Here is a 24417-nt window from a genome sequence, read left to right as displayed (position 1 = left end):
GCCGCGCATCGCAGGCGTGTACCGACGCGCACGTCAGTGCTTGGCCGATGACCTCCAGAATCCGACGCGATTAGCGTGGAGGCTCCCTCAAGGAGGTCGCTCCAATGCGCACACCTGCGTTGCTGCTCTCGTTCACCCTGCTGTCCCCCCCCATCGCCCACGCGCAGGCCTTCATCCATCCCGGCATCCTGCTCGATGCGCCGGCGCTGCAGGCAACACGCGAGGCGCTGCGCGCCGGCGATCCGCTCAAGACCGGCGCCATGGCCGCCCTGCGGCAGAGCCCTTTGGCGTCGCTTGATCATGTCGCCACCCCGTTCGCGAAGGTGGAATGCGGGTCGTACGACAAGCCCAGCATCGGCTGCAAACCCGAACGTGATGATGCCAAGGCCGCGTACACCCACGCGTTGCTGTCGGCGTACCTTGGCGATGAGGCGCATGCACGCAAGGCCGCGGAGATCATGGACGCCTGGGCGACCACGCTTTCCGGCGGCCACGAAAACAGCAACGCGCCGCTGCAGGCATCGTGGACGGCGCAGCTGTGGACGCGTTCGGCGGAGATCATCCGCCATACCAGCACGGTGTGGGCGGCAGCGGATGCGCGGCGCTTCGGTGATTGGCTGATCGCGCAGTACCTGCCCGACATCAACCGGATGGGGCCCTGTCCGGGAGGAAACTGGCATGCCAGCGGTATCGAGGCACGCATGAACATGGGCATCTACACCGATCGACGCGATCTCTACGACAGCGCGGTGAATGATTGGAACACCCGCTTGCCTACCTATGTGTACATGCCGGTGGATGGCGCCACCCCGCTACCGCGTCCAGGCTGCGCGACGCCCATCGAAACCTTGTGGTTCGGCCAGACGGTCATGGCGGCCGGACTGGCAGAGGAGACCTGCCGCGACCTGGAGCACACGGCCTACGGCCTGGCCGCCTACCTCAATGCAGCGGAGACCAATCGCCTGCAGGGGGGCAGCCTGTACCAGGCGCAGGGCGAACGGCTCGTGGCAGCGATGGAGTTCCACACCGACATGCTGGGCCGCCCGGACATCCCGACATGGTTGTGCAAGGGGAAACTGGTATCGGATGTGCGCGGCACGCTGGAGATCGGCTATTCCCATTTCGCCGGCCGCCTGGGACAGGCACTTCCGCACACCGCCGGATGGTTGGCCGCGCACCGTCCCAGCCAGGGTGACTTCCATTTCCTGTGGGAGACCCTGACGCACGGCTCCGCACTCAAGGACTGAAGGCCGTTGACCTGTCACGCACGCCGCAGGCGCATAATCCGCCCACTCCACCGGCGTGATCGACATGGCCCAGTACCTTTATCCCGTGCTGCTGCTCCTGGGCAGCAACATCTTCATGACCTTCGCCTGGTATGGGCACCTGAAGTTCAAGACCGCGCCGCTGATGACGGTGATCCTGATCAGCTGGGGAATCGCGTTCTTCGAGTACTGCCTGCAGGTACCGGGCAACCGACTGGGCAGTGCGGTGTATTCGGCACCGCAGCTCAAGGGCATGCAGGAAGTCATCACCCTGGTGGTGTTCGCGGTGTTCTCTGCGTTCTACCTCGACCAGCCGCTGAAATGGAACCACTACGCCGCGTTCGCGCTGATCGTGGTCGCCGCGTTGCTCATGTTCAAGGAGTGAGTGAGCGCCCCGGTAGCGACGGCCGCCGGACGCGGTAGTGACGGCCTCGCCTTCGGTAGTGACGGCCGCTGGCCGTCAGCTTTTCCGACTGGCACCGGACAGGCCGTGCGCCTGTCACCGGGCAATGCTTCGCTGTGCGTGCTGATGCAGCGCCGGCCGGGGCGTATCAACGGCGCCGTCGGCACTTTCCAGCCGCGCGATGCGTCGCGCTGCCGCGCTTCCCAGCGACGACAGTGGCGCCAGGCTTGCCGCGAGGCCACTGCCCTGCTCCACCGCGTGCAACTGCACGACACACATGCGCCACCGCTGACCACCGAGGCTGCCGGCGAGGCGGCGCCATAGTCGCTCGCCCACGCTGGCATCCTCGCTGCCTACCGGGCGTACGGCGAGACCGCTGACAAGCCGGTCCCATGCCAGGAAGTCACTATCAGGCAGCAGGTACAGGCGCCAGCAACAGCGGCCTCGCGCATCGGTGAAGCACAGGCTTTCGCGCACGCCTTCGCTGTCCAGGCCTTGGCAGGCGTGGGCGGCCACTGCCTGTTGCCAGCCGGCCAGTTCATTGCTGTCGGCGCGATAGAGGCACAGCACGGTGCCGAGCGCCGCGAGCTCGGAGGCGCTCGGGCGGTGGATGGGCTGCAGCGGCAGGCTGCGCGGCAAGGACGCGCGCACTGCAGGCAAGGCTCTGCTCATGGAATCACCTCGTGGAGATCGCAAGGAGCGGAAGAGGAGCCCCCGGCCGCCGCCATCGCCACGAGGGCAATGGGCGGAAGACGAGGGGGAGAGAGACAGGTGGGGCGACCGCCTGTGACAGTGTCAGGGCACCGGGTGCGCTGAGACCGGGAGGGAGGGAGGCGGCCGACCCGGTTACTTGGTCAGGATCAGCTTGTCGTTGCTGGTATGGCGCAACCGGTAGAACCGGTCACCGTGCTGGATGAGGATCTCGCGGCGCCCTTTCAGCAGGGCTTCGCTGTCGATCACTTCCTCGGCAGGCACGGCACGAACCGGGCGATCACGGAGGGTCAGAACTTCGGGGCGCAGCAGCACAGCTTGAGCATTCATCGTCTGGACTCGTTGCGAGGGGCGAGTCAAATGATAACGATTCTCAGTTCGCAATCAACACCCATTCTCAATTTGATTGATGGGATTGATGATCACTTAATCAATATCGATAGCCCCTGTCTATCAAATTAACGTGTTTCGGGAGGTCGGTAGCGCCGAGCCACGCTCGGCGAGCGCGCAGCGCGCAGCGCGCAGCACGGCGCTTCAGGTGCCCGCCGAACACGGCTCGGCGCTACAGGCAGGATGCGGACACGTCCGCCCGCGGACCTCAGCCGGCGAACACGGCTTCGACCTGGGCCCATACATCGTCATCCACTGCGGTCAGCAGCTCCAGTGCCTGCAGGTTCTGCAGCAACTGCTCCACCCGGCTGGCACCGAGGATCACGCTGGACACGTTCGGATTGCGCAGGCACCAGGCAATGGCCAGCGTGGCCGGCGACTGTCCCAGATCGGCTGCCAGTCGTGCGTAGCGACGCAACTGTGTCATCCGCGCCGGACCGTCCGCCCCCAACACCAGGTCCTGCAGCCATTCCATCCCGTCCCGCCCCAGTCGGGAGCCAGCGGGGAATCCGTCGTTGTACTTGCCGGTCAGCAACCCGGACGCCAGCGGCGAGAAGGTGGTGATGCCCAGGCCCGGATCCGCATACAGCGCGGCGTACTCGCGTTCCACCCGGTCGCGATGCAGCAGGTTGTACTGCGGCTGCTCCATGGTGGGACCGTGCAGGTTGTGGTGCTGCGCGAACTCCACTGCCTCCTGGACCTGCAGCGCCGACCATTCAGAGGTGCCCCAGTACAGCACTTTGCCCTGCCGCACCAACGTATCCATCGCGCGCACGGTCTCCCCGATGGGCGTATCCGGGTCTGGCCGGTGGCAGTAATAAAGATCCAGATAGTCCACCCGCAGCCGCTTCAACGCCGCATGGCAGGCATCGGTGACGTGCTTGCGCGACAGTCCGCGCTGGGTCGGCCCTGGGTCGGCCGCACTGCCGAAGAAGACTTTGCTGGACACGCAGAAACCATCGCGCGGCAGGCGCAGGTCGGCGATCACATCCCCCATCACCTGTTCGGCGCGACCGTTGGCATAGGCCTCGGCATTGTCGAAGAAGTTGATGCCGTTATCCCACGCCGCAGCTACCAGATTGCGCGCTTGGTCCCGGGCGATCTGCTCGCCAAAGGTGACCCAGGCGCCGAAGGACAGCGCGGAAAGCTTCAGCCCGGAGGACCCGAGACGGCGGTAGAGCATGCGAATCTCCTGATGCAGGCCCGCAGACCGGGCTTCAAGGTCCATATTCTACCTGCAGGGATGCCTTGCCCTGCCTGCCACCCGCAGGCCGTTTCGCCGCTGATCGCATCTTGCTCGCCGCTTTTCCTTGCCCCCGCCCCTGCCCTGCACTAGGCTTCCCGTTTTTCGCGGTGCCCTCAGGGGATTCATCATGGTCGAAGGTTTGGGCAGGATCGGCTTCGGCCTGTTTGGTCTGGCGGTGCTCATCGGCATCACTTGGCTGTTCTCCAACAACAAGCGTGCGGTGGACTGGAAACTGGTCATCACCGGCCTCGTCCTGCAGATCGCCTTCGCCGCGGTGGTGCTGCTGGTGCCGGGTGGTCGCGATGTGTTCGATGCGCTCGGCCACGGTTTCGTGCGCGTGCTGAGCTTCGTCAACGAGGGCTCCGGCTTCATCTTCGGCTCGCTGATGAACGTGGACAGCTACGGCTTCATCTTCGCCTTCCAGGTGTTGCCGACCATCATCTTCTTCTCTGCGCTGATGGGCGTGCTGTATCACCTGAACGTGATGCAGGCGATCGTGCGCGTGATGGCGCTGGCGATCACCAAGGTCATGCGGGTATCCGGCGCGGAAACCACCAGCGTGTGCGCCAGCGTGTTCATTGGTCAGACCGAAGCCCCGCTGACGGTGCGTCCGTACATCTCCAAGATGACCGAGTCCGAGCTGCTGACGATGATGATCGGCGGCATGGCGCACATTGCCGGCGGTGTCCTGGCGGCGTATGTGGGCATGCTGGGCGGTGGCGATCCGGAGGCGCAGGCGTTCTACGCCAAGCACCTGCTGGCCGCCAGCATCATGGCCGCGCCGGCCACGCTGGTCGTCGCCAAGTTGCTGATTCCGGAAACAGGCACGCCGCTGACACGCGGCACCGTGAAGATGGAAGTGGAGAAGACGTCCAGCAACATCATCGATGCGGCCGCCGGTGGCGCCGCCGATGGCCTCAAGCTGGCGCTGAACATCGGCGCCATGCTGCTGGCCTTCATCGCCCTCATCGCGCTGATCAACGCACCGCTGACCTGGATCGGTGATGTGACCGGCCTGGCGGCAGCCATTGGCCGCCCGACCAACCTGTCGACCATCTTCGGCTATCTGCTCGCGCCGATCGCGTGGGTCATCGGCACCCCGTGGGCCGATGCCAGCACGGTCGGTTCGCTGATCGGCCAGAAGGTGGTGATCAACGAATTCGTCGCGTATTCCGAGCTGTCGCGCATCATCAACGGCCAGGTCGCAGGGGTTACCTTGTCCGACGAAGGCCGCCTGATCGCCACCTACGCACTGTGCGGCTTCGCCAACTTCAGCTCCATCGCGATCCAGATCGGCGGCATCGGCGGGCTTGCGCCGGAACGCCGCCACGATCTGGCCCGTTTCGGCCTTCGCGCGGTGTTGGGCGGTACCATTGCCACCTTCATGACCGCCACGATCGCCGGCGTCCTGACCCACTTTGGTTGATACGCTTCGGATCAACCGCGCTTCACTGAGAACAGTTTTCCTATGAGCAGCAACGTCGTTGTCGTCGGTTCCTTCAATGTCGATCATGTGTGGCGCTGCGAAGCGCTGCCGGCACCCGGGGCGACCATCGCCGGGCGCTACAGCACCGGCCCGGGCGGAAAGGGCTTCAACCAGGCCGTCGCGGCACGCCGCGCCGGTGCAGACACCACCTTTGTCTGCGCCCTGGGCGACGACGCGGGTGGCGCCATGGCCCGTGGCCTGGCGGCACAGGACGGCTTCACCCTGACCGCCGAGGCGAGCAGCGAGCCGACCGGCACGGGCGGCATCTACGTCGACGCCCGTGGCCGCAACACGATCGTCATCGGCCCCGGTGCCAACGCCGCGCTGAGCATTGGCTTCGTCCAGCAGCAGCAAGCGCTGCTTGCGGCTGCCAAGGTCGTGCTGGTGCAGCTGGAATCGCCCGTGGAGACCATCGAAGCGGCGCTGGCGCTGGCCCGCGAGGCCGGTGTGACCACCGTGCTCAATGCGGCACCGGCCGACGCGCCGTCCAGCATCGGCCTGCTCAAGCTGGCCGATGTGATCACCCCGAACGAAACCGAGTTTGCCGCACTTCTCAGCCGCCACGTAGGCGAGCGGATCGACCCGAACGATGTCGCCGCCTTGGACGGTGCCAGCCTGCATGCGCTGTGCCGCAAGCTGGTGGGCAGTGGCACGGTCGTGGTGACGCTGGGCGCCGTGGGCGTGTTCGTGTCGCACGACGAAGATACCCTGCGCGGTGACAGCCAGCCTTACTACCGCGTGGGGGCCGAGCAGGTCCACGCGATCGACACCACCGGGGCCGGCGATGCCTTCAACGGTGCGTTGGTGGCGTCCATCGCACACGCGCCGGACGCTCCGTTCGCGCGCCACGTGCGTTTTGCCAACCAGTTCGCCGGACGTTCCACGGAAAAGGAAGGCGCGGCCGCCGCTATGCCGCACTTCACCCCGGACGACCAGCACGCCTGATCAGCGGATGGTGACGGCCGCTGGCCGTCAATCCCGGCCGCCGCTGGCCGTCACGGTGCCGCCGCTGCGCTCGCCGAGCGTGGCTCGGCGCTACCGTGTGGTTGCCCTGGTAGCGCCGAGCCCTGCTCGGCGGGGTTCGTTCGACAGACCCAGCCGCCCACCATGGCCCCGCGCTGCGACCGGTGGAAGCAACCGTCAAGCATCTGCTGATGCCGGTGCGGCATGAGCCCCTTCCAGATCGGCCTGAACCGGACCGCTGCCGGGCGCCTCCGGCCCGCACACCGGCACTACAATGGCCGCCATGCAGATCGGCCCTTATTCCATTGCCCCCAACGTCGTGCTCGCGCCCATGGCCGGGGTCACCGACAAACCGTTCCGCCTGCTGTGCAAGCGGCTGGGCGCAGGGCTGGCTGCCTCGGAAATGACCATCAGCGACCCGCGCTTCTGGACCACGCGCAAGTCGCTGCATCGCATGGACCACGCGGGCGAGCCGGATCCGATCAGCGTACAGATCGCCGGCACCGAGCCGCAGCAGCTGGCCGAGGCCGCCCGCTACAACGTCGACCATGGCGCGCAGATCATCGACATCAACATGGGCTGTCCGGCCAAGAAAGTGTGCAACGCCTGGGCCGGATCGGCCCTGATGCGGGATGAAGACCTGGTCGCGCGCATCCTCAGCGCGGTGGTCGGTGCGGTCGACGTGCCGGTCACCTTGAAGATCCGCACCGGTTGGGACTGCGACCACCGCAATGGGCCGCGCATTGCCCACATCGCCGAAGACAGCGGCATCGCCGCACTGGCGGTGCACGGCCGCACCCGCGACCAGCACTACACCGGCCAAGCCGAGTACGAGACGATCGGCGCGATCAAGGCCGCACTGCGCATCCCGGTGATCGCCAACGGCGATATCGACTCGCCGCACAAGGCCGCGCAGGTGCTGGCGAAGACCGGCGTGGATGCGGTGATGATCGGCCGCGCCGCGCAGGGCCGACCCTGGATATTCCGCGAAGTCGCCCACTATCTGGCGACCGGTCAGACCCTGCCGCCGCCCTCGCTGGCGGAGGTCCGCGACATCCTGCTCGGCCACCTGTCCGCACTGCACGCGTTTTACGGCGAGCCCCAGGGCGTGCGCATCGCGCGCAAGCATCTGGGCTGGTACGCCAAGGATCGGCCCGAGAATGCCGCGTTCCGCGCAGTGGTCAACCGCGCTGAAGACCCGCACAGCCAGATCGCCTTGACCACTGAGTACTTTGATCGGTTGATCGCCGATGCGCGCGAGACAGCGCTCGTCGATTGACCCTCTCGCCGAGCACCACTCGGCGCTACCCGGATACCCCCCATGACGCCGCCGATTTCTTCGCCCACCTACCTGCATGGCTTTTCCAGCACTGAACAGGAGCGCCTGATGACCCAGGCGCGCCTGCTCGAACCCACCATCTTCGGGCAGATCGACTACACCGGCGTCAGCCGGTTGCTTGAAGTCGGCAGCGGCGTGGGCGCACAGACCGAGATCCTGCTGCGCCGTTTCCCGGAACTGCATGTCACCGGCGTGGACCTGAGCGAAGCCCAGCTGGCGACCGCACGGGCCAACCTGGAGAAGACGCCGTGGTGCAGCGACCGCTACGTGCTGCATCACGCCGATGCCGGCGAACTGCCGTTCGGTGCGCGCTCGTTCGACGGCGCGTTCCTGTGCTGGGTGCTGGAACATGTGCCGTCGCCGGCGCGGGTGCTCAGCGAAGTGCGCAGGGTGCTGTCGCCGGGCTCGCCGGTGTACATCACCGAAGTGATGAACGCCTCCTTCCTGCTGGATCCGTACTCGCCGCACATCTGGCGTTACTGGATGGCATTCAACGATTTCCAGCATGACAACGGCGGTGACCCGTTCGTCGGGGCGAAACTGGGCAACCTGCTGCTGGCCGGGGGCTATCGCGATGTACACACCGAGATCAAGACGATCCATCTGGACAACCGCGAACCCGCCCGCCGCAAGACGATGATCGCGTTCTGGGAACAGGTGCTGCTGTCGGCGGCAGAGCAGCTGCTGCAGGCCGGCACCGTGGACGAAGAGACCGTGGACGGCATGCGCCGCGAGTTCCGCCAGGTGCAGAACGATCCGAATGCCGTGTTCTTCTTCTCGTTCGTACAGGCCCGCGCCACGGTCTATTGACCATCGCCCCGATACGCACGCGATCTGCCCTGGTAGCGCCGAGCCGTGCTCGGCGAGCGCGCAGCGCGGCCTGCGTCAGACACCATCACGCCGGACAGATCCCGCCGAGCATGGCTCGGCGCTACCGTTTGGGTTCCTGCCAGATGCGGTCCCACATCTCGCCCAACCGGCGACTGACGTCGGCGCGCGCTTCGGGGCTGCTGTAATCACTGCGCAGCTGCTCCGGCACGATGCCGCGCCATTGCCCGTCGCGCTGTTCGGCCACTGCGAAGTTGAACGTGTAATCCGGCTCCAGGCCCATCCGCAGGTCACTCAACACCAGACGCCCGTCGACCACCTGCGCACGCATGAAGCCACGATTGAACCAGGTCAGGCGCTTCACCGACGGGATATCACCGGCTTGCCGCAGCGCCTGGACGTTGGAGGCGAAACCTTCAAAGTGCATCGGCCCCTTGTCGGCCACCAGCGAACGGTCCGCCACCACATACCCGCTCGGCGTCATCGCCACCACCCGCCACAGCAGCGTGTTGAACGGCATCGGCACCGAGAACCGCGGGGCGTCCCCCAGCCCCATCGACGCCAAGCTCTGCTGCGCGGCGCGGTCGACCTGTGCCTTGGCCAACAGGCTCCAGCCCAGATAGCCGCTGCTGACCACCAGCGCGACCGCCAGTGCCCTGCCCGCCCACGGGCGGCTTCGGCCGAACCACGCCAGCACACAACCCAGCAGCAACCACACCGTGTACAGCGGATCGATGATGAAGATGTTCGAGCCCATGGCCGGCGAGGGCTGCAGCGGCCACCACAGCTGCGTGCCATAGACCGTCATCGCGTCCAGCAGCGGATGGGTGACCAGCGCCAGCTGCATCGCCCAGAACCAGCGCACCGGCGCCTGCGCCACGCGTCCGTTGCCGAACCGTTTGAACAACCACCACAGCGCGGCGGCGACCCACGGCAGCACCAGCAGCGAGTGGCTGAAGCTGCGGTGCTCGGTCATCACCGCCACCGGGTCGGCCGCCATGAAGCCCAGCCACAAGGCGTCGAGATCCGGCAGCGTGCCCAGCGCGGCGCCGGCCAGCAATGCAGCGCGACGGTGGCCGGCCGGGGCGATGACAGCGGCTACGGCGCCGCCAAGTACGATCTGGGTAAGGGAGTCCATCGGCCGATGCTAGCAGCCGCGCGCTGCGTGTGGACTGTTGTCGCTGCGCTCGCCGAGCGTGGCTCGGCGCTACCCAAGCTGCCGAGCATGCCGCCGCGCTACCACGCGCCGGTCATCGTTCCCCGCTACCCTCACATCCGGGCACAACACCTTAACCACGGGCAACCCGTTGCAGTCCACAATGCACGTGCGACGCGCGCCGTGTATCATTCGCGCCCATCTTTCCATCCGAATCAAGGGATATAACGCCTGATGTCCAGCTACCTGTTCACATCCGAATCGGTCTCCGAAGGCCATCCGGACAAGATCGCCGACCAGATCTCCGATGCGGTTCTGGATGCGATCCTGGCCAAAGACCAGCGCGCCCGCGTGGCCTGCGAGACCATGGTCAAGACCGGCGTGGCCATCGTGGCCGGCGAGATCACCACCAGCGCGTGGATCGACCTCGAAGCCCTGACCCGCCAGGTGATCCTGGATATCGGCTACAACAGCTCCGACGTCGGCTTCGACGGCGCCACCTGTGGCGTGCTGAACCTGATCGGCAAGCAGTCCCCGCACATCGCGCAGGGCGTTGACCGCAAGAAGCCCGAAGAGATGGGTGCGGGCGATCAGGGCCTGATGTTCGGCTACGCGACCAACGAAACCGACAGCTACATGCCGGCAGCGATCCACCTGTCGCACCGTCTGGTCGAGCAGCAGGCGAAGATCCGCAAGAAGAAGAATTCGCCGCTGTCGTGGCTGCGTCCGGACGCCAAGAGCCAGGTCACCCTGCGCTACGAAGACGGCCAGGTTTCGGCCATCGATGCCATCGTGCTGTCCACCCAGCATGCCCCGGGCATCAAGCAGAAGGACCTGATCGAGGCCGTCCGCGAAGAGATCATCAAGCCGGTGCTGCCGGCCAAGTGGCTGCACAAGGGCACCAAGTTCCACATCAACCCGACCGGCAAGTTCGAGATCGGCGGCCCGGTGGGCGACTGCGGCCTGACCGGCCGCAAGATCATCGTCGACACCTACGGCGGCTGGGCCCGTCACGGCGGTGGCGCGTTCTCGGGCAAGGATCCGTCCAAGGTCGACCGTTCGGCTGCTTATGCTGCCCGCTACGTCGCCAAGAACGTCGTAGCGGCCGGTCTGGCCGACCGTTGCGAAGTGCAGGTCTCCTACGCCATCGGCGTGGCCGAGCCGACTTCGATCTCGGTCACCACCTTCGGCACCGGCAAGATTCCGGACGAGCAGATCGAAAAGCTGATCCGCAAGCATTTCGACCTGCGCCCGTACGGCATCATCAAGATGCTCGACCTGATCCACCCGATGTACCAGCAGACCGCGGCCTACGGCCACTTCGGCCGCAAGCCGAAGGAGTTCAGCTACATCAATGGCACCGGCGACACCGTCAATGCCACGGCCTTCTCCTGGGAGAAGACCGACCGCGCCGCCGCCCTGCGCGCGGATGCGAAGCTGAAGTAAGCGGTAAGCACCACGCACCATCCGAAGGGCCGCGCAAGCGGCCCTTTTTTTCGCCAATCGAACGCCCGCGTGGGTTGCGGGTAGAGCCGACTTGAGTCGGCTGGCATTTTCCATCAAGGCCCCGCAGCCGACTGAAGTCGGCTCTACCAGGGCACTGGCTTGCCGCCCCATGCGAAGATGGCCACATGTCGACCGAACTCAAATCCCACCAGCTCACCATGACGGTGTTGATGACACCGGACATGGCCAATTTCTCCGGCAAGGTCCACGGCGGTGCCGTGCTGCGCCTGCTCGACCAGGTGGCCTATGCCTGCGCGAGCCGCTTCGCCGGTCATTACGTGGTCACTCTGTCGGTGGATCAGGTGATGTTCCGCCAGCCTATCGCCGTGGGCGAGCTGGTCACGTTCCTGGCGTCGGTGAACTACACCGGCACCTCGTCGATGGAGATCGGCGTCAAGGTCGTGGCCGAGGACATCCTCAAGCGGAGCGTGCGCCACGCCAACAGCTGCTTCTTCACCATGGTGGCAGTGGATGAGGAAGGCCGCCCCACGGCCGTGCCTGCGTTGCAGCCGACCTCCTCCGACGAGAAGCGCCGCCACGCCGCTGCACTGCTGCGCCGCCAGTTGCGGCAGGAGATGGAACAGCGGCATCTGGAACTGCTTGCATCGAACCCGCCTGCGCCGGAAGGGTGAGGTAACGCCGACCCGTGCGCGGCGTGTGCCACACACCGCCGTGCCGGATAGATTCCGCCGAGCGTGGCTCGGCGCTACAGACCCACGAACGCGGCCCACCCGGTAGCGCCGAGCCATGCTCGGCGAGCGCGCAGCGCGGCGTGTGCCACCACCGTGCCGGACAGATTCCGCCGAGCGTGGCTCGGCGCTACGGGCGCACGGAAGCGGCCCACCTGGTAGCGCCGAGCCGTGCTCGGCGAGCGCGCAGCGCGGTGTGTTTCAGACCTCAGCTGGCTCGGCGCACCCAAGCGTCAGCCGGTATTCTGCACGCCCTGCGACACGCCATTGACGCACGCCACCAGCGCGCGCAGCAGGTCGTCGTCTTCGCCGCCGCTGGCCCGCCAGCGCTGCAGCAGATCCACCTGCAGCACGCTGATGGGATCCACGTAGGGGTTGCGCAGGCGGATCGACAGCGCCAGCCGCTGGTCATGCTCCAGCAGTGACGGCTGGCCGGTCAGCGCCAACAACCAGCGCTCGGTCAGGGCCCACTCGTCCTGTACCTTCGGGAAGAAGCTGCCGTGCAGTTCGCCGGACAGCCGTGAGAACTGTTCGGCGATGGTGATGTCGCCCTTCGAGAGCACCATGGCGATGTCATCCAGGAAGGTGCGGAAGAACGGCCAGTCCTGCGCCATCTGCCGCAGCGTGTCTTCGTGGCCGGCATCCACCGCGGCCTGCAGGCCCGTGCCCACACCGTACCAGCCCGGGATCACCGCACGCGCCTGGCTCCAGGCGAACACCCAGGGAATGGCGCGCAGGTTGGTCAGCGCTGCGTCCTGGCCCAACCGGCGCGAGGGACGCGAACCCAGTGTCATCCGCTCGATCACATCGATCGGCGTCGCGGTGCGGAAGTAATCCATGAAGCGCGGTTGGCCGACGAACGCACGGTAGGCGGTGCTGCTCGCATCGGCCACCACGTCCATCACCGGCCGCCATGCCTCCTCGCGCGGCTCAGGCGCGCGAGGACGCAGGCTGGAACGCAGCACCGCGCCGGTGGCCTGCTCCAGCGAGCGCACCGCCAGCGCGCGGATGCCGTACTTGCGGTGGATTACTTCGCCCTGCTCGGTGACCCGCAGACGACCGTCGATGCTGCCACGCGGCGATGCGTCCACCGCGTGGGTGGTCTTGCCACCGCCACGGCTGATCGAACCACCGCGGCCATGGAAGAAGGTCAGGGCGATGCCGTTCTCAGCGGCCACGTCCAGCAGTTCCACCTGGGCGCGCTGCAGGCCCCAGCGCGATGCCGCGATGCCGCCATCCTTGCTGCTGTCGGAGTAACCCAGCATCACCATCTGCACGTCATTACGCGATGCCAGATGAGCGCGATAGACCGGATCGGCCAACAGGTCGCGCAGGGTCGCGGTGCCATGACGCAGATCGTCCACCGTTTCGAACAGTGGGGCGATGTCCAAGGGTACAGCTCCCTCCTCATCGACCAAGCCGCCGCGGCGGGCCAGCGCCAGTACTGCCAGCACGTCACCGCGATCATGCGCCATCGAAATGATGTAGCTGCCCAGCGCATCGGCACCGTGGCGTTGGCGTGCGTCAGCGAGTGCGGCGAACACCGCATCCAGGCGTTGGTTACCCTCTTCATCGGTGACCGGCAGCGCCTCGTCACCACTGGCATACGGCCCCAGCAGCGCGGCACGCGCGGCGGCGTCGCGGGCCTGCCAGGCGTCTTCGCCGTCCAGCGCCAACGCCAGCGCACGTGCATGCACGCTGGATTCCTGGCGTACATCCAGCCGTGCCAGATGGAAGCCGAACGTCTTTACCCGCCACAGCAGCCGCTGTACTGCAAAGCCGCCGGCGTGTTCGCCGCGATTGGCGACCAGGCTGTCCAGGATCAGCTGCAGGTCCTCGATCAGCTCACCCGGACCCGCATAGGCGCCGTCGCCATCATCCAGCGTCGCCTGCAGGCGAGCGCGCATGCGGTCGTTCAACAGGCGGTACGGCATGTCGGCATGGCGCGGGCGCGACTGCACGTCGGGCAGGCGCTGCAGATAGTCGTCCAACCTTGCCTTCAATGCAGGACTCACCGCCACCCGCTCGGTGGACTGGCTGAGCAGGCTGGCCAGCTGCAGTAGTTCCTTCTGGTACTGGCCCAGCACCGCGCGGCGCTGCGCATCCAGTGTGTTGCGGATGGTGCCGGCATCCACGTTGGGGTTGCCATCCATGTCGCCGCCCACCCACGTGCCGAAGCGCAGCAGGCGTGGCAGCGGCAGATTCTCGCCGTAGGTGTCGCGCAGGGCCTGCTGCAGCGACTCGTACAGCACGGGAATCACGCGGTACAGCACCTGCACCAGATAGAAGCCGACATGTTCGCGCTCATCATCCACGGTCGGCCGCACCGGTGAGGAATCGGTCGTCTGCCAGGACGCCGTCAACGCCATGCGGAAGCGTGCATCGTCGGCAGCCGCTTCACCGGGCGTTCGCTGGCCGTCCAGGTTGTCCACCAGGCTGGCGACCATCAGCTGCTCTTTCTCCAGCAACGCGCGTCGCACCGCCTCAGTGGGATGCGCGGTAAACACCGGTTCGATGTCGATGCGCGGCAGCCAGCGTTCCAGCTCGTCCAACGTCACGCCCTGCGATTTCAGGTGCTGCAGCGCATCCTGCAGGCCATCGGGCTGCGGGGTCTGCGTGCCAGCGCGCTGGTAATCACGGCGTCGGCGGATGCGATGCACACGCTCGGCGATGTTGACCACCTGGAAGTACGTGCTGAAGGCCCGGACCATCGCCTCGGCCTGCTGCGGCGAGCGGCCCGCCAGGCCGTCGGCCAGGTCGGACAGCGGTGACGCGTTCTCGCGGCGGGCAATGGCCCGCGTGCGCACACTTTCCACGTCGTCGAAGAACGCCTCTGATACCTGCTCCACCAGCAGATCGCCCACAAGGGCGCCAAGCCGGCGCACATCGTCGCGAAGCGGGATATCAGGGGTAGCGAACATGATGCTGCTGCGGAACTCGTTCATCGGCGACGCACGAACCTCAAGCCAGGAGCCTGTACCAAGCGTAGCGCAGTTCAATTGCGTGCCGACGGTTGGTTTCAACGGTGACGGCCGCGGCCTCGATACAGACGGCCGCCGCGTCGGTAGTGACGGCCGCTGGCCGTCAGATGCATCACGCTCCGGTCACCGGCCGATGCGCTCGCCCTTGCCGATGGTCTGTTCCAGCCAGCGCTCACTCTCGGCCAGCATGGTCATGATCGACTCGCGTGCGCGGTACGCGTGCGATTCGTTGGGCAGCATCACCAGCCGCGAGGTCCCTCCCAGCCCCTTCACTGCCGCGAACATGCGCTCGCTCTGCATCGGGAAGGTGCCGGAGTTGTTGTCGTCCACGCCGTGGATGAAGAGGATCGGGTCCTTGATGTTGCCCGCGTAGTTGAAGGGCGACATCTTCAGATAGGTGTCCTGCGCCTGCCAGTAATTGCGCTCCTCGGCCTGGAAACCGAAAGGTGTCAACGTACGGTTGTAGGCACCGCTACGGGCGATGCCGGCTTTGAACAGGCGGCTGTGGGCCAACAGGTTGGCTGTCATGAAGGCACCATAGGAGTGCCCGCCGATGGCGATGTGGTCGCGGTCGGTTACGCCGCGCCGTACCACTTCATCCACCGCGGCCTGTGCGTTGGAAACCAGCTGCTCCAGATACGTATCGTTGGGCTCCTTGTCGCCCTCGCCGATGATCGGCATGGTCGGGCTGGCCAGCACCACATAGCCCTTCGCAAGGAACGCCTGCGGACCCCAGTAGCTGATGGCGTTGAACAGATAGGGCGAGCCGGTGACCTGACTTGCGGCTGCCGCACTCTTGTACTCGCCCGGGTAGGCCCACATCAGCAGCGGCCGCGGGCCATCGCGCTTGGGGTCATACCCCGGTGGCAGCAGCAGCGTTGCAGTGAGGTCAACGCCATCCTTCCGCTTGTAGCGGATCTGTTCCTTGCTGACAGCCCGCAGTGCCGGCAAGGGATGGGCGAAGGTGGTCAGCGCGCGCGGTGCCACGCCAACGGCAGCGTCACCCAGCGGCTGCACGTAGAAATTCGCGGGCTGCTCCGGGCTCTCGCGGGTGAACAACAGCGACGATGCATCAGCACCCAGCAGGGCGATGGGTACCGAGTACGTCGGCGCCTGCGAATGGAAGAGCCGCGTGGTCTTGCCGCTGGCCAGCTCATAGCGGTCAAGGAACGGCCGGTCGCCTTCCGGCGATGCGCCGGCTCCATAGAAGTAAATACTGTTGCCATCGGCGCTGGTCTGCAGCAGCGCGCGGCCGTTGTCATCGCGCAGTGTGCCCGGCTTGCCCGGATCGCTGTATCGGTCCTGTGCATCGCGGTCGAACAGCAACTTCGGATCGGTCGCTGCCTCATCCGGGGCGATCAGCCAGGTCTTGCTGCGGCGCGTCTTCCACCACGCTTCATTGAGCAGGGCCAGGTCACCGCGCGCCCAGGTGATGCCGGCATAGCGGCTACCCAGTTGCGCCAGCGTCACCGGCGGTTTGTCGAACGGTGCGGCCTGCATCAGCACCGCATCGCGGATCGCCGCCTCGCGGTTCGGGTCGCCGCCGTCCTGCGCCTCGGCCCATACCAGGGTTGCCGGCACATCTGCGCGCCAGCTGATGTCCCGCACGCCGGTCACCTCGGCGTCGTTGCCGGTCGGCAGGCCTTCCACCAGCGGCCGCACGGCGACGGTGTGGACCAGTTTGCCGCCGCGGTCGAGCACCTCGATGCGGCGTGGGAAGCTGCTCACCGGCACCACGTAGGAATAGGGCCGCTGCGCACGTTGGCTGAGCAGGTAGCCGCCATCAGGCGACAGGCTCAGGCCGAGGTAGACACCGGCCATGCCCACCGCCTTGGCCTGTCCGTCCAGACCGATCTCGGTCGGTTGGCTGGTGGCGTAGTAATCGAACAACCGGGCGTCGGCTTCGTTCTTCAGCAGGTCTTGATAGGTGCGGATGGACACCACACCGGCGCCCGCACTGGTCTGCTGCACGGCCGGGCCGGTGGGGGCGACATCGCTGGACGGTGGCGCCCCTGCGTTGGCAAGGCGGCTCATCACCAGCAGGCCGCGACTGTCCGGCAGCCATTGGTAGCCATCGCCGAGCACGGTATTCAGGTCACCGCGCAGGCGTCGTGCGCTGGCGTTGGCCACGTCCACCAGCCACAGCTCATTGGCGCCACTCGCCGGATCGACCTGGTTGAAGGCCAGCCACTTCTGATCCGGTGACCACGCCAAGCTGGCAACAGACAGCACGGGCGGCAGCCCGCTGATCTGCCGGTCCTTGCCGTCCCCGATGCCCATCAGCCACAGCTTCGCACCGTAACTGAAGCGGCTGTCGGAGAACGTGCGCGGGTTGATGCGGCGGCCGGCGAGCTTCAGCTCGGGCTGCGCCACCACGCCAATGGACGGCAGCGGCGGCATCTGCAGCATGGCGGCCAGGTCGCGCTGCGGCGACAGGAACAAGCCGGGTGCGCGCGGCTGGTCGACGACCGCCTGCAACGCGGCGGAGGGAAGCTGGTAGCCGGCGACCTCGGCACTGGCCGTTGTCACCTGCGGGGTCGCGGCCCACGTGGTCGGCATGACCGCCAGCAACGCCATCGACAGCACCGCCCCCTTCCATCGGCCCGTACGCCGCACACGCTTGCTCATGACTACCCCTTCGTTGCTTGTTGAACCCCGACCTTAACAGCCGCCGCGCCGTTCACACCCTGCCGATGGTTGGGGCCCCCCCGGGCCGCGATATAATGGGCATCTTCCCCTGCCGAGGGGCGCTGCGACCGGACAACCCGGCCAGGCTCGGAGGGTGGCAATGTAAAACGGCGCCCGGCTAGATACGAGCAACCGCTCGTCCACAACCGGAGCAATGAATGAACGCTGTTGCCAAGACCTTCTCCACCGAAGGTGATTACAAGATTGCCGATATCTCGCTGGCCGACTGGGGCCGCAAGGAACTGGACATCGCCGAGCACGAGATGCCGGGCCTGATGTCGATCCGCCGCAAGCACCAGGCCGACCTGCCGCTGAAGGGCGTGCGCGTGACCGGCTCGCTGCATATGACCATCCAGACCGCCGTGCTGATCGAAACGCTGAAGGACATCGGCGCGGACGTGCGTTGGGCGTCGTGCAATATCTTCTCCACCCAGGACCATGCTGCCGCTGCGATCGCCGCGACCGGCACCCCGGTGTTCGCCTGGAAGGGCGAGACGCTGGAAGAGTATTGGGACTGCACCCTGGACGCGCTGACCTTCACCCTGGCCGATGGCACGCTGACCGGCCCGGAGCTGGTGGTCGATGACGGCGGCGACGTGACCCTGCTGATCCACAAGGGTTACGAGCTGGAAAACGGCAGCACGTGGGTGAACGAGCCGGCGGCATCGCACGAAGAACAGGTCATCAAGAACCTGCTCAAGCGCGTGGCCACCGAGCGCCCGGGTTACTGGGGCCGCGTCGTCCAGGATTGGAAGGGTGTCTCTGAAGAGACCACCACCGGCGTGCACCGCCTGTACCAGCTGGCCCAGGCCGGCACGCTGCTGATCCCGGCCATCAACGTCAACGACTCGGTCACCAAGAGCAAGTTTGACAACCTGTACGGCTGCCGCGAGTCGCTGGCCGACGGCCTGAAGCGCGCGATGGACGTGATGCTGGCCGGCAAGGTGGCCGTGGTCTGCGGCTACGGTGACGTGGGCAAGGGCTGCGCCGCCTCGCTGCGTGCCTACGGCGCGCGCGTGGTGGTCACCGAGATCGACCCGATCTGCGCCCTGCAGGCGGCGATGGAAGGCTTCGAGGTCAACACCCTTGAGTCCACCTTGGGCCGTGGCGACATCTATGTCACCACCACCGGCAACAAGGACATCATCCGCATCGAGCACCTGAGCAAGATGAAGGACCAGGCCATCGTCTGCAACATCGGCCACTTCGACAACGAGATCCAGGTCGATGCCCTGAACGCCCTTGCCGGCGTGCAGAAGATCAACATCAAGCCGCAGGTCGACAAGTACGTGTTCGACAACGGCAACGCGATCTTCCTGCTGGCCGACGGCCGCCTGGTGAACCTGGGCTGCGCCACCGGCCACCCGAGCTTCGTGATGTCCAACTCGTTCGCCAACCAGACGCTCGCGCAGATCGACCTGTGGGCGAACAAGGACAGCTACGAGAAGAAGGTGTACCTGCTGCCGAAGAAGCTGGACGAGGAAGTGGCGCGTCTGCATCTGGAAAAGATCGGCGTGAAGCTGACCACGCTGAGCAAGGAACAGGCCGATTACATCGGCGTGCCGGTGGAAGGTCCGTTCAAGCCGGATCACTACCGCTACTGATCCAGCGGTTCACCGCGATGATCCATGGACGGGCGCCTTCGGGCGCCCGTTTCTGTTTGAGGATTGCCGTTTTGCCTGTCGAACACGCGAGCGCCGAAGGCAGCGGCGGGAGCCGCTGCCACCGTGCACCGCTCGGCATTACCGTCCGATCGCGCAGAACACCGCACGGGTGAGCCGCGCCAGATCACCCGGCGCCAGCTCCACTTCCAGGCCGCGCCGTCCCGCACTGACATTCAGTGTTGCCAGCGACTCGGCGCTGATATCGATGAACGTACGCAGCCGCTTCTTCTGCGCCAGCGGACTGATGCCACCGACCAGATACCCTGTCGCGCGCTGCGCGGCGTCGACATGGGCGAGCTCGCACTTACGGCAACCTGCGCTGTGCGCCAATGCTTTCAGATCAAGCTGCCCGGACACGGGCACGAGGGCGACCAGCAGTTCGTGGCCCTCGGTACTGACCACCAACGTCTTGAACACCTGTTCCGGCATCAGTCCCAGCTTTTCCACCGCCTCGTGACCGAAGGAATCCGCGTGCGTGTCATGGACGTAGCTGCGCACGGTGTGATCGATCTTTTCGCGCTTGAGCAGGTTGATGGCGGGCGTCATCGCGCCATGGTAGCGCCGAGCCGTGCTCGGCGAGCGCAGCGGCGGCCTCTACACGTCCAGCCGGCCGGGCGCAGAGCACCGCGCGGGGCGCTCGCCGAGCGTGGCTATGCCGGTCGTCCTGACCGGCACCCTGCGGGCCGTCGCAAGCGACGTTGGCGGCGGCTCCTGCCGCCGCCTTCGGCGCTACCAGGGCCGCTGATCGGCCCACACGCTTCCCGCCTGCGCGCATCGTTGGTGGCGCCGCTGATCGGCACGCACGCATCCCGCCTGCGCGCATCGTGGGTAGCGCCGAGCCGTGCTCGGCGAGCGCAGCGGCGGCTTCTACACGTCCAGCCGGCCGGGCGCAGAGCACCGCGCGGGGCGCTCGCCGAGCGTGGCTATGCCGGTCGTCCTGACCGGCACCCTGCGGGCCGTTGCAAGCGACGTTGGCGGCGGCTCCTGCCGCCGCCTTCGGCGCTACCAGGGCGTTCCGGTATCAGGGGACGGCGGGTCATGGGCGCCAGTTGGCGTTGCTGTCCCAGAACGTGACCGCTCGCGCGTAGGCATCGCGGTCCAGCGGCACGCCGGATCCGCCCTCCTCCACGCCCAGGGCGTTGCGCATCATGGTGATCGGTGCCATCGGCACTTCTTCCGGCTCGGCGGTGTAGATGCAGCCGACGATGCCCCACTCCGCATCGATCGGTGCGCCTTCCTTTGCCAGCTGCTCGGCGCTGTACAGAATCACCACCAGATAGTTCGCCACCGGCGACTCCACGCCCTCGAACCAGCGGACCAGCACCGGCAACTCGTCGCGATTGCGCGCTTCGTATCCGCTGCGCAGCAGGTGCTGGTTCTGCTCGGTGATGGGCACGGTCAGGCAGCGGGTGCTTGTCCAGTTTTCATACACGAAGAGTTTGCAGAACGGCGCGTAGCCCTCGAGCACCGTCAAGGGTGCGTGGCCGTTGAGGTGCTGCACGAACTGCTCGGCCGTGCAGTCCTGGATGGTGTTGGCGCGGGGCTTGCGCGGGAACAGGCGGGGACGGGCGAACTCGGTCAGGACGATGGACATGGCAGGCACGGCGGGGCGGGAAACGTAGGCCTAGGGTACAGGCGCGCCGACGCTGACGCGCAGCTCGACACCCAGCGCGCGCAGGGCGCCCAGCACCGTGCTGAAGGTCAGCGTGCGGCGGCCGGACAGCTGCCGCTGCAGCACATCGAAGGAGAGCCCACAGGCCTGTGCGATGCGGCGCAGGTCGCCGGGATCGGTCACATCCCGCAACGCCTCGGCCAAGGTTCCGGGATCACCGCCGCTTTCGAAGATGCAGGCATCCAGATGATTGGCGATGTCCAAGGGGGTGCGCGGCCTTTCGTGCTCTACAGCGGCGCGCAGGCCCGTGGGATCGCGCATGCCGTTGCGTTCCAGAAGGCGTTCAAGGTGCTGGGCCACCTCGGTGGCAAGTTCGCGCACGTCATCACCGATCAGCGAACGCAGGCGCGCAACAGGGAGAGCGGGATACGTCATGGGGTTGAGCCTCGCTAACGTGGAGGCCGCCTGCGCCAGGGCGCGAGGCGGCGGACGATGCGGGTTGGAGTACCGGGAGCTAACCAAAAAAACCGGCGGATATGATCCCCACGCATCGCCCGCCAGAGAGCTGGCGCGGAGATGCATTCTCCGCCGTGCCCAGAGGGCAAAACAGAGGCAAAAGGGTTAGCTGTGCAGGACTCCAATCCCGGCCGGTGCTTCTACGTCACCGGCCTGCACATCCTGCCCAGTACGCCCAGAGCAGGTCCATCAGGAAACCTGCAATGCCACGAGACGGCTGCCACGAGACGGCTGCCACGCGCGGCCTAGCCCCTGACGACTTGCACATCCATCGCGATGGAGAGATATAATGAGCTCAAGCCCGCTGCCGCTATCGCCATGACTTCTCTCAGCTTCGAGTTCTATCCTCCCAAGACCGACGAACAGCGCGGCCAGCTGGACCGTACGGCGGCCAAACTGCGCAGCTTCGCGCCCGAGTACGTGTCGTGTACGTTCGGTGCCGGCGGGTCCACCTTGAGCTATACCTCCGAGACCGTACGCCATCTCAAGCAGCACCACCGTTTCGAGTCCGCACCGCATCTGTCCTGCGTGGGCGGCAGCCGCCAGGAAATACGCGAGCTGCTCAAGCTGTACCGCGCCATCGGCTGCACCCGCATCGTCGCCCTGCGCGGCGACCTGCCCTCCGGCATGGGCCATCCCGGCGACCTGCGCTATGCGGCCGAGCTGATCGATTTCATCCGCGCCGAGTACGGCGACGCTTTCCGCATCGAAGTGGGCGCCTATCCGGAAACGCATCCACAGGCGGCCGACGCGCTGACCGACCTGAAGCACTTCAAGGCGAAGGTGGATGCGGGCGCCGATGCGGCCATCACCCAGTACTTCTACAATGCCGACGCCTACTTCCACTTCGTCGATGCCGTACGCCGTCTTGGCGTCACGGTACCGATCGTGCCCGGCATCATGCCGATCTCCAACTTCAGCCAGCTCCGCCGCTTCTCTGAGCAGTGCGGTGCGGAGATCCCGCGCTGGATCAGCCGCAAGATGCAGGCTTACGGTGACGACAGCACGGCCATCCGGGCGTTCGGGTCGGAGGTGGTGGCCCAGTTGTGCCAGCGCCTGCTGGACGGCGGCGCGCCGGGCCTGCATTTCTACACGTTGAACCTGGCCAAGCCCACAACGTCGGTGTTGAAGCTGCTGCGCAGCTGAGGCGGCACACCACCACGGCAGGCTGTGACCCGCTACTCTGCAGGCAATGAACATCTTTGCCGCCTGCCTGCCCCTGCTGCTGTTGGTTTCCGCCGTGCCGTCGGCGCATGCGCAACCGCAGCGCCTCAACCGCTGCACCGACGCAGGTGGACAGAGCGTTTACACCGACCGCCCGTGTGAGGCCGTGGGTGCCCGTGCACGCTTACCCGAGGCCACCGCGCCGGCAGCAGGGAACACGCAGCAGCGCAATACGCTGGGCGCAAGCTGTCCGCGTCGGCTGAGCGAGCTGGTTGGTGCGTTGCGCGGTGCGGTCGCTGCCAATGACGTCAATCGACTCTCGACGCTGTACTTGTGGAGCGCGGTGTCCGATGTCGGTGCACAACGCATCCTCGGCCAGCTGGAATCCATTGCGCGGCGTCCGCTGGTCGATATCGTGCCGGTGTATCCGACGGACGAACCCGATCCGGGCACGCCGCTGGCCGAGTCGACCGGCGATGTAGCGCTGCCGCGCGCGAACCCGATCGGCCTGCGTTTGCACCAGGTATTGCCGGGTACGGCAACGCCCTCGAGCACCGTGCTGGGCCTGCGGCGGCAGTACGGGTGTTTCTGGATCACGCTGTGAGGTAACGCGGCGCCGGGCTCGGCGGGGGCCGGATGCGCCGCTGCGCTCGCCGAGCGTGGCTCGGCGCTACCACGGCATCGGCAGTCGGTAGAACAGCGGCTGAGGATCACGCTGTGAAGGATCCGGACGCGCTGCTGCGCTCGCCGAGCGTGGCTATGCCGGTCGTCCTGACCGGCACCCTACGGGCCGTCGCAAGCGACGTTGGCAGCGGCTCCTGCCGCTGCCTTCGGCGCTACCACGGTACGCTCAGTCGGTCGGCCAGAGGCCGCGGATCGCGGCGATGCCCTGTGCGCCATGTCGGCGCGCGGTGGTGATGTCCTGCACGCCCAGGCCACCCAGCGCGTAGATCGGCAGGGCGACCTGTGCGCGCAGCGCGGCGAAGCGCTCCCAGCCCATCGGTGCCGCGTCGGGGTGGCTGGCGGTACGCTGCACCGGCCCCAGCACCACGAAGTCGCACCCCAGGGACTGCGCTGCCTGCAGTTGCTGCAGGTCATGGCAGGATGCCGCGACGGGTTGTTCGGCAGGCAGGGGGCGCTCGCGTAATGCCGTCAACTGCTCTGCGCCGAGGTGCACCCCGGTCCCAAGATGACGGGCCAATTCAATGTCCCGGTTGACCAGCCATTGGCTGACGCCCCGGTGACGACGCACGGCGGACTCGCACAGCTGCGCACGCTGTGGATGATCAGCTGGCAACCGCAACTGGATGCGCTGATGACCTGCGTCGACAGCGCGCCACAGTTGCTCGTGCCAGCGCTCGTTGTCGATGTCGTCCTCGAGGGGCGCGGGCGTGATCAGATAGCGATCCGGCTCGCGCAGCGCAGCCACTACCGGCAGGTCGGCCGGCGGCATGGAGTAGCGGCCCAGTTTGTCCGGCGCGACCCAGGTGATGGCCTGGCCTTCACGACCGCGCGGTGTGCCCTTCCAGCTGCGTACATGGCGCACTTCCAGCACCAGGTCTTTGTCCGGGTAGCACTGGGGTACGTCCATCAGCCACTCACCGATGTCCGCTTCGATGCCCAGCTCTTCGTGCAGTTCGCGGGCAAGCGCCTGTTCGGAGGTTTCGCCGGGCTCGCGCTTGCCGCCGGGGAACTCCCACAGACCGGCCAGATCGCTGTGTTCAGTACGCCGGTTGAGCAGCACGCGGCCGCGGGCGTCGGTGATGACGCCGGCCACCACGTGTATCGATCGTTTGGGGGAGGACATGGA

Annotated in this window: 21 protein-coding genes and 1 riboswitch; of the genes, 11 read left to right on the top strand and 10 right to left on the bottom strand. The window is 66.5% G+C overall.

What is annotated here, in order from left to right; genetic code table 11:
* The first annotated feature begins 104 nt into the window (after positions 1-104).
* Complete coding sequence (locus tag ABRP17_RS11535; protein ID WP_349985071.1) at positions 105-1247, top strand: alginate lyase family protein; 1143 nt, start codon at positions 105-107, stop codon at positions 1245-1247.
* 64 nt (positions 1248-1311) lie between these two features.
* On the top strand, positions 1312-1650 hold the full coding sequence (locus tag ABRP17_RS11530) for a DMT family protein (protein WP_188326102.1): 339 nt from the start codon (positions 1312-1314) through the stop codon (positions 1648-1650).
* A 114-nt stretch (positions 1651-1764) separates the two neighbouring features.
* Here the strand turns inward: ABRP17_RS11530 and ABRP17_RS11525 are convergent, their stop codons facing one another.
* The 3 genes from ABRP17_RS11525 to ABRP17_RS11515 form a co-directional block, all read right to left on the bottom strand.
* Positions 1765-2340 (bottom strand): Hemin transport protein, encoded by a 576-nt coding sequence (locus tag ABRP17_RS11525; RefSeq protein WP_349985070.1) that lies wholly within the window; start codon positions 2338-2340, stop codon positions 1765-1767.
* A 174-nt stretch (positions 2341-2514) separates the two neighbouring features.
* Positions 2515-2709, bottom strand: a complete 195-nt coding sequence (gene hemP / locus ABRP17_RS11520; RefSeq protein WP_188326101.1) for a hemin uptake protein HemP — start codon at positions 2707-2709, stop codon at positions 2515-2517.
* Between the two features lie 268 nt (positions 2710-2977).
* Complete coding sequence (locus tag ABRP17_RS11515) at positions 2978-3952, bottom strand: aldo/keto reductase (protein WP_349985069.1); 975 nt, start codon at positions 3950-3952, stop codon at positions 2978-2980.
* Positions 3953-4142: 190 nt separating this feature from the next.
* Here ABRP17_RS11515 and ABRP17_RS11510 point away from each other — a divergent pair, with 190 nt between their 5' ends.
* The 4 genes from ABRP17_RS11510 (at position 4143) to ABRP17_RS11495 (ending at position 8613) form a co-directional block, all read left to right on the top strand.
* Entirely contained in the window at positions 4143-5441 is a 1299-nt protein-coding gene (locus tag ABRP17_RS11510; protein WP_188327180.1) for a NupC/NupG family nucleoside CNT transporter, read from the top strand.
* A gap of 42 nt (positions 5442-5483) precedes the next feature.
* Positions 5484-6446: a ribokinase gene (locus ABRP17_RS11505; RefSeq protein ID WP_188326099.1), complete on the top strand. Its 963-nt coding sequence runs from the start codon at positions 5484-5486 to the stop codon at positions 6444-6446.
* Positions 6447-6747: 301 nt separating this feature from the next.
* Complete coding sequence (dusB, locus tag ABRP17_RS11500; protein ID WP_349985068.1) at positions 6748-7743, top strand: tRNA dihydrouridine synthase DusB; 996 nt, start codon at positions 6748-6750, stop codon at positions 7741-7743.
* A 42-nt stretch (positions 7744-7785) separates the two neighbouring features.
* Entirely contained in the window at positions 7786-8613 is an 828-nt protein-coding gene (locus tag ABRP17_RS11495; RefSeq protein ID WP_192081206.1) for a methyltransferase domain-containing protein, read from the top strand.
* A 121-nt stretch (positions 8614-8734) separates the two neighbouring features.
* Here the strand turns inward: ABRP17_RS11495 and ABRP17_RS11490 are convergent, their stop codons facing one another.
* Positions 8735-9769, bottom strand: coding sequence for a metal-dependent hydrolase (locus ABRP17_RS11490; RefSeq protein WP_349985067.1), 1035 nt, complete (start codon positions 9767-9769; stop codon positions 8735-8737).
* A 252-nt stretch (positions 9770-10021) separates the two neighbouring features.
* Here ABRP17_RS11490 and metK point away from each other — a divergent pair, with 252 nt between their 5' ends.
* Both metK and ABRP17_RS11480 read left to right on the top strand, forming a co-directional pair.
* Positions 10022-11233, top strand: a complete 1212-nt coding sequence (metK, locus tag ABRP17_RS11485) for a methionine adenosyltransferase (RefSeq protein ID WP_188326095.1) — start codon at positions 10022-10024, stop codon at positions 11231-11233.
* Positions 11234-11418: 185 nt separating this feature from the next.
* Entirely contained in the window at positions 11419-11925 is a 507-nt protein-coding gene (locus ABRP17_RS11480) for an acyl-CoA thioesterase (protein WP_188326094.1), read from the top strand.
* A 290-nt stretch (positions 11926-12215) separates the two neighbouring features.
* Here the strand turns inward: ABRP17_RS11480 and ppc are convergent, their stop codons facing one another.
* Both ppc and ABRP17_RS11470 read right to left on the bottom strand, forming a co-directional pair.
* The gene (gene ppc / locus ABRP17_RS11475) at positions 12216-14927 is read right to left on the bottom strand and encodes a phosphoenolpyruvate carboxylase (protein WP_349985066.1); all 2712 of its coding nucleotides are present in this window, start codon (positions 14925-14927) and stop codon (positions 12216-12218) included.
* A 159-nt stretch (positions 14928-15086) separates the two neighbouring features.
* Positions 15087-17591: a prolyl oligopeptidase family serine peptidase gene (locus ABRP17_RS11470; protein WP_349985065.1), complete on the bottom strand. Its 2505-nt coding sequence runs from the start codon at positions 17589-17591 to the stop codon at positions 15087-15089.
* Between the two features lie 108 nt (positions 17592-17699).
* Positions 17700-17774, top strand: a riboswitch (S-adenosyl-L-homocysteine riboswitch).
* Between the two features lie 35 nt (positions 17775-17809).
* On the opposite strand from ABRP17_RS11470, the gene ahcY reads away from it, so the two are divergent.
* Positions 17810-19255, top strand: a complete 1446-nt coding sequence (gene ahcY, locus ABRP17_RS11465) for an adenosylhomocysteinase (RefSeq protein ID WP_188326091.1) — start codon at positions 17810-17812, stop codon at positions 19253-19255.
* Between the two features lie 138 nt (positions 19256-19393).
* Here the strand turns inward: ahcY and ybaK are convergent, their stop codons facing one another.
* The 3 genes from ybaK to ABRP17_RS11450 form a co-directional block, all read right to left on the bottom strand.
* Positions 19394-19861 carry a Cys-tRNA(Pro) deacylase gene (gene ybaK, locus ABRP17_RS11460; RefSeq protein ID WP_349985064.1) on the bottom strand — a complete coding sequence of 156 codons (468 nt, stop codon included), beginning with the start codon at positions 19859-19861 and terminating at the stop codon, positions 19394-19396.
* A 490-nt stretch (positions 19862-20351) separates the two neighbouring features.
* Positions 20352-20909, bottom strand: coding sequence for a DUF3228 family protein (locus ABRP17_RS11455; RefSeq protein WP_349985063.1), 558 nt, complete (start codon positions 20907-20909; stop codon positions 20352-20354).
* Between the two features lie 30 nt (positions 20910-20939).
* Positions 20940-21362: a hypothetical protein gene (locus ABRP17_RS11450; RefSeq protein ID WP_349985062.1), complete on the bottom strand. Its 423-nt coding sequence runs from the start codon at positions 21360-21362 to the stop codon at positions 20940-20942.
* 399 nt (positions 21363-21761) lie between these two features.
* On the opposite strand from ABRP17_RS11450, the gene metF reads away from it, so the two are divergent.
* Both metF and ABRP17_RS11440 read left to right on the top strand, forming a co-directional pair.
* Positions 21762-22589, top strand: coding sequence for a methylenetetrahydrofolate reductase [NAD(P)H] (metF, locus tag ABRP17_RS11445; RefSeq protein WP_349985061.1), 828 nt, complete (start codon positions 21762-21764; stop codon positions 22587-22589).
* Positions 22590-22635: 46 nt separating this feature from the next.
* Complete coding sequence (locus tag ABRP17_RS11440) at positions 22636-23211, top strand: DUF4124 domain-containing protein (protein WP_349985060.1); 576 nt, start codon at positions 22636-22638, stop codon at positions 23209-23211.
* A 246-nt stretch (positions 23212-23457) separates the two neighbouring features.
* On the opposite strand, the gene ABRP17_RS11435 is transcribed toward ABRP17_RS11440, so the two are convergent.
* Positions 23458-24414: a Nudix family hydrolase gene (locus tag ABRP17_RS11435; protein ID WP_349985059.1), complete on the bottom strand. Its 957-nt coding sequence runs from the start codon at positions 24412-24414 to the stop codon at positions 23458-23460.
* Positions 24415-24417: the final 3 nt, after the last annotated feature.

Source organism: Stenotrophomonas sp. WHRI 8082 (assembly GCF_040223995.2).
Taxonomy (GTDB): Bacteria; Pseudomonadota; Gammaproteobacteria; order Xanthomonadales; family Xanthomonadaceae; genus Stenotrophomonas.
Note: the sequence above shows the minus strand (reverse complement) of the source record. Positions and strands in the feature narration are given on the sequence as shown.

Coding starts and splice junctions, on each gene's coding strand:
- ABRP17_RS11505 (WP_188326099.1), top strand. CDS start 5,484: ATGAGCAGCAACGTCGTTGTCGTCGGTTCCTTCAATGTCGATCATGTG.
- ABRP17_RS11490 (WP_349985067.1), bottom strand. CDS start 9,769: ATGGACTCCCTTACCCAGATCGTACTTGGCGGCGCCGTAGCCGCTGTC.
- ABRP17_RS11435 (WP_349985059.1), bottom strand. CDS start 24,414: ATGTCCTCCCCCAAACGATCGATACACGTGGTGGCCGGCGTCATCACC.
- ABRP17_RS11450 (WP_349985062.1), bottom strand. CDS start 21,362: ATGACGTATCCCGCTCTCCCTGTTGCGCGCCTGCGTTCGCTGATCGGT.
- ybaK (WP_349985064.1), bottom strand. CDS start 19,861: ATGACGCCCGCCATCAACCTGCTCAAGCGCGAAAAGATCGATCACACC.
- ABRP17_RS11495 (WP_192081206.1), top strand. CDS start 7,786: ATGACGCCGCCGATTTCTTCGCCCACCTACCTGCATGGCTTTTCCAGC.
- ABRP17_RS11455 (WP_349985063.1), bottom strand. CDS start 20,909: ATGTCCATCGTCCTGACCGAGTTCGCCCGTCCCCGCCTGTTCCCGCGC.
- metF (WP_349985061.1), top strand. CDS start 21,762: ATGACTTCTCTCAGCTTCGAGTTCTATCCTCCCAAGACCGACGAACAG.
- ppc (WP_349985066.1), bottom strand. CDS start 14,927: ATGAACGAGTTCCGCAGCAGCATCATGTTCGCTACCCCTGATATCCCG.
- ABRP17_RS11470 (WP_349985065.1), bottom strand. CDS start 17,591: ATGAGCAAGCGTGTGCGGCGTACGGGCCGATGGAAGGGGGCGGTGCTG.
- ABRP17_RS11515 (WP_349985069.1), bottom strand. CDS start 3,952: ATGCTCTACCGCCGTCTCGGGTCCTCCGGGCTGAAGCTTTCCGCGCTG.
- ahcY (WP_188326091.1), top strand. CDS start 17,810: ATGAACGCTGTTGCCAAGACCTTCTCCACCGAAGGTGATTACAAGATT.
- dusB (WP_349985068.1), top strand. CDS start 6,748: ATGCAGATCGGCCCTTATTCCATTGCCCCCAACGTCGTGCTCGCGCCC.
- ABRP17_RS11510 (WP_188327180.1), top strand. CDS start 4,143: ATGGTCGAAGGTTTGGGCAGGATCGGCTTCGGCCTGTTTGGTCTGGCG.
- ABRP17_RS11480 (WP_188326094.1), top strand. CDS start 11,419: ATGTCGACCGAACTCAAATCCCACCAGCTCACCATGACGGTGTTGATG.
- ABRP17_RS11535 (WP_349985071.1), top strand. CDS start 105: ATGCGCACACCTGCGTTGCTGCTCTCGTTCACCCTGCTGTCCCCCCCC.
- ABRP17_RS11530 (WP_188326102.1), top strand. CDS start 1,312: ATGGCCCAGTACCTTTATCCCGTGCTGCTGCTCCTGGGCAGCAACATC.
- ABRP17_RS11440 (WP_349985060.1), top strand. CDS start 22,636: ATGAACATCTTTGCCGCCTGCCTGCCCCTGCTGCTGTTGGTTTCCGCC.
- metK (WP_188326095.1), top strand. CDS start 10,022: ATGTCCAGCTACCTGTTCACATCCGAATCGGTCTCCGAAGGCCATCCG.
- hemP (WP_188326101.1), bottom strand. CDS start 2,709: ATGAATGCTCAAGCTGTGCTGCTGCGCCCCGAAGTTCTGACCCTCCGT.
- ABRP17_RS11525 (WP_349985070.1), bottom strand. CDS start 2,340: ATGAGCAGAGCCTTGCCTGCAGTGCGCGCGTCCTTGCCGCGCAGCCTG.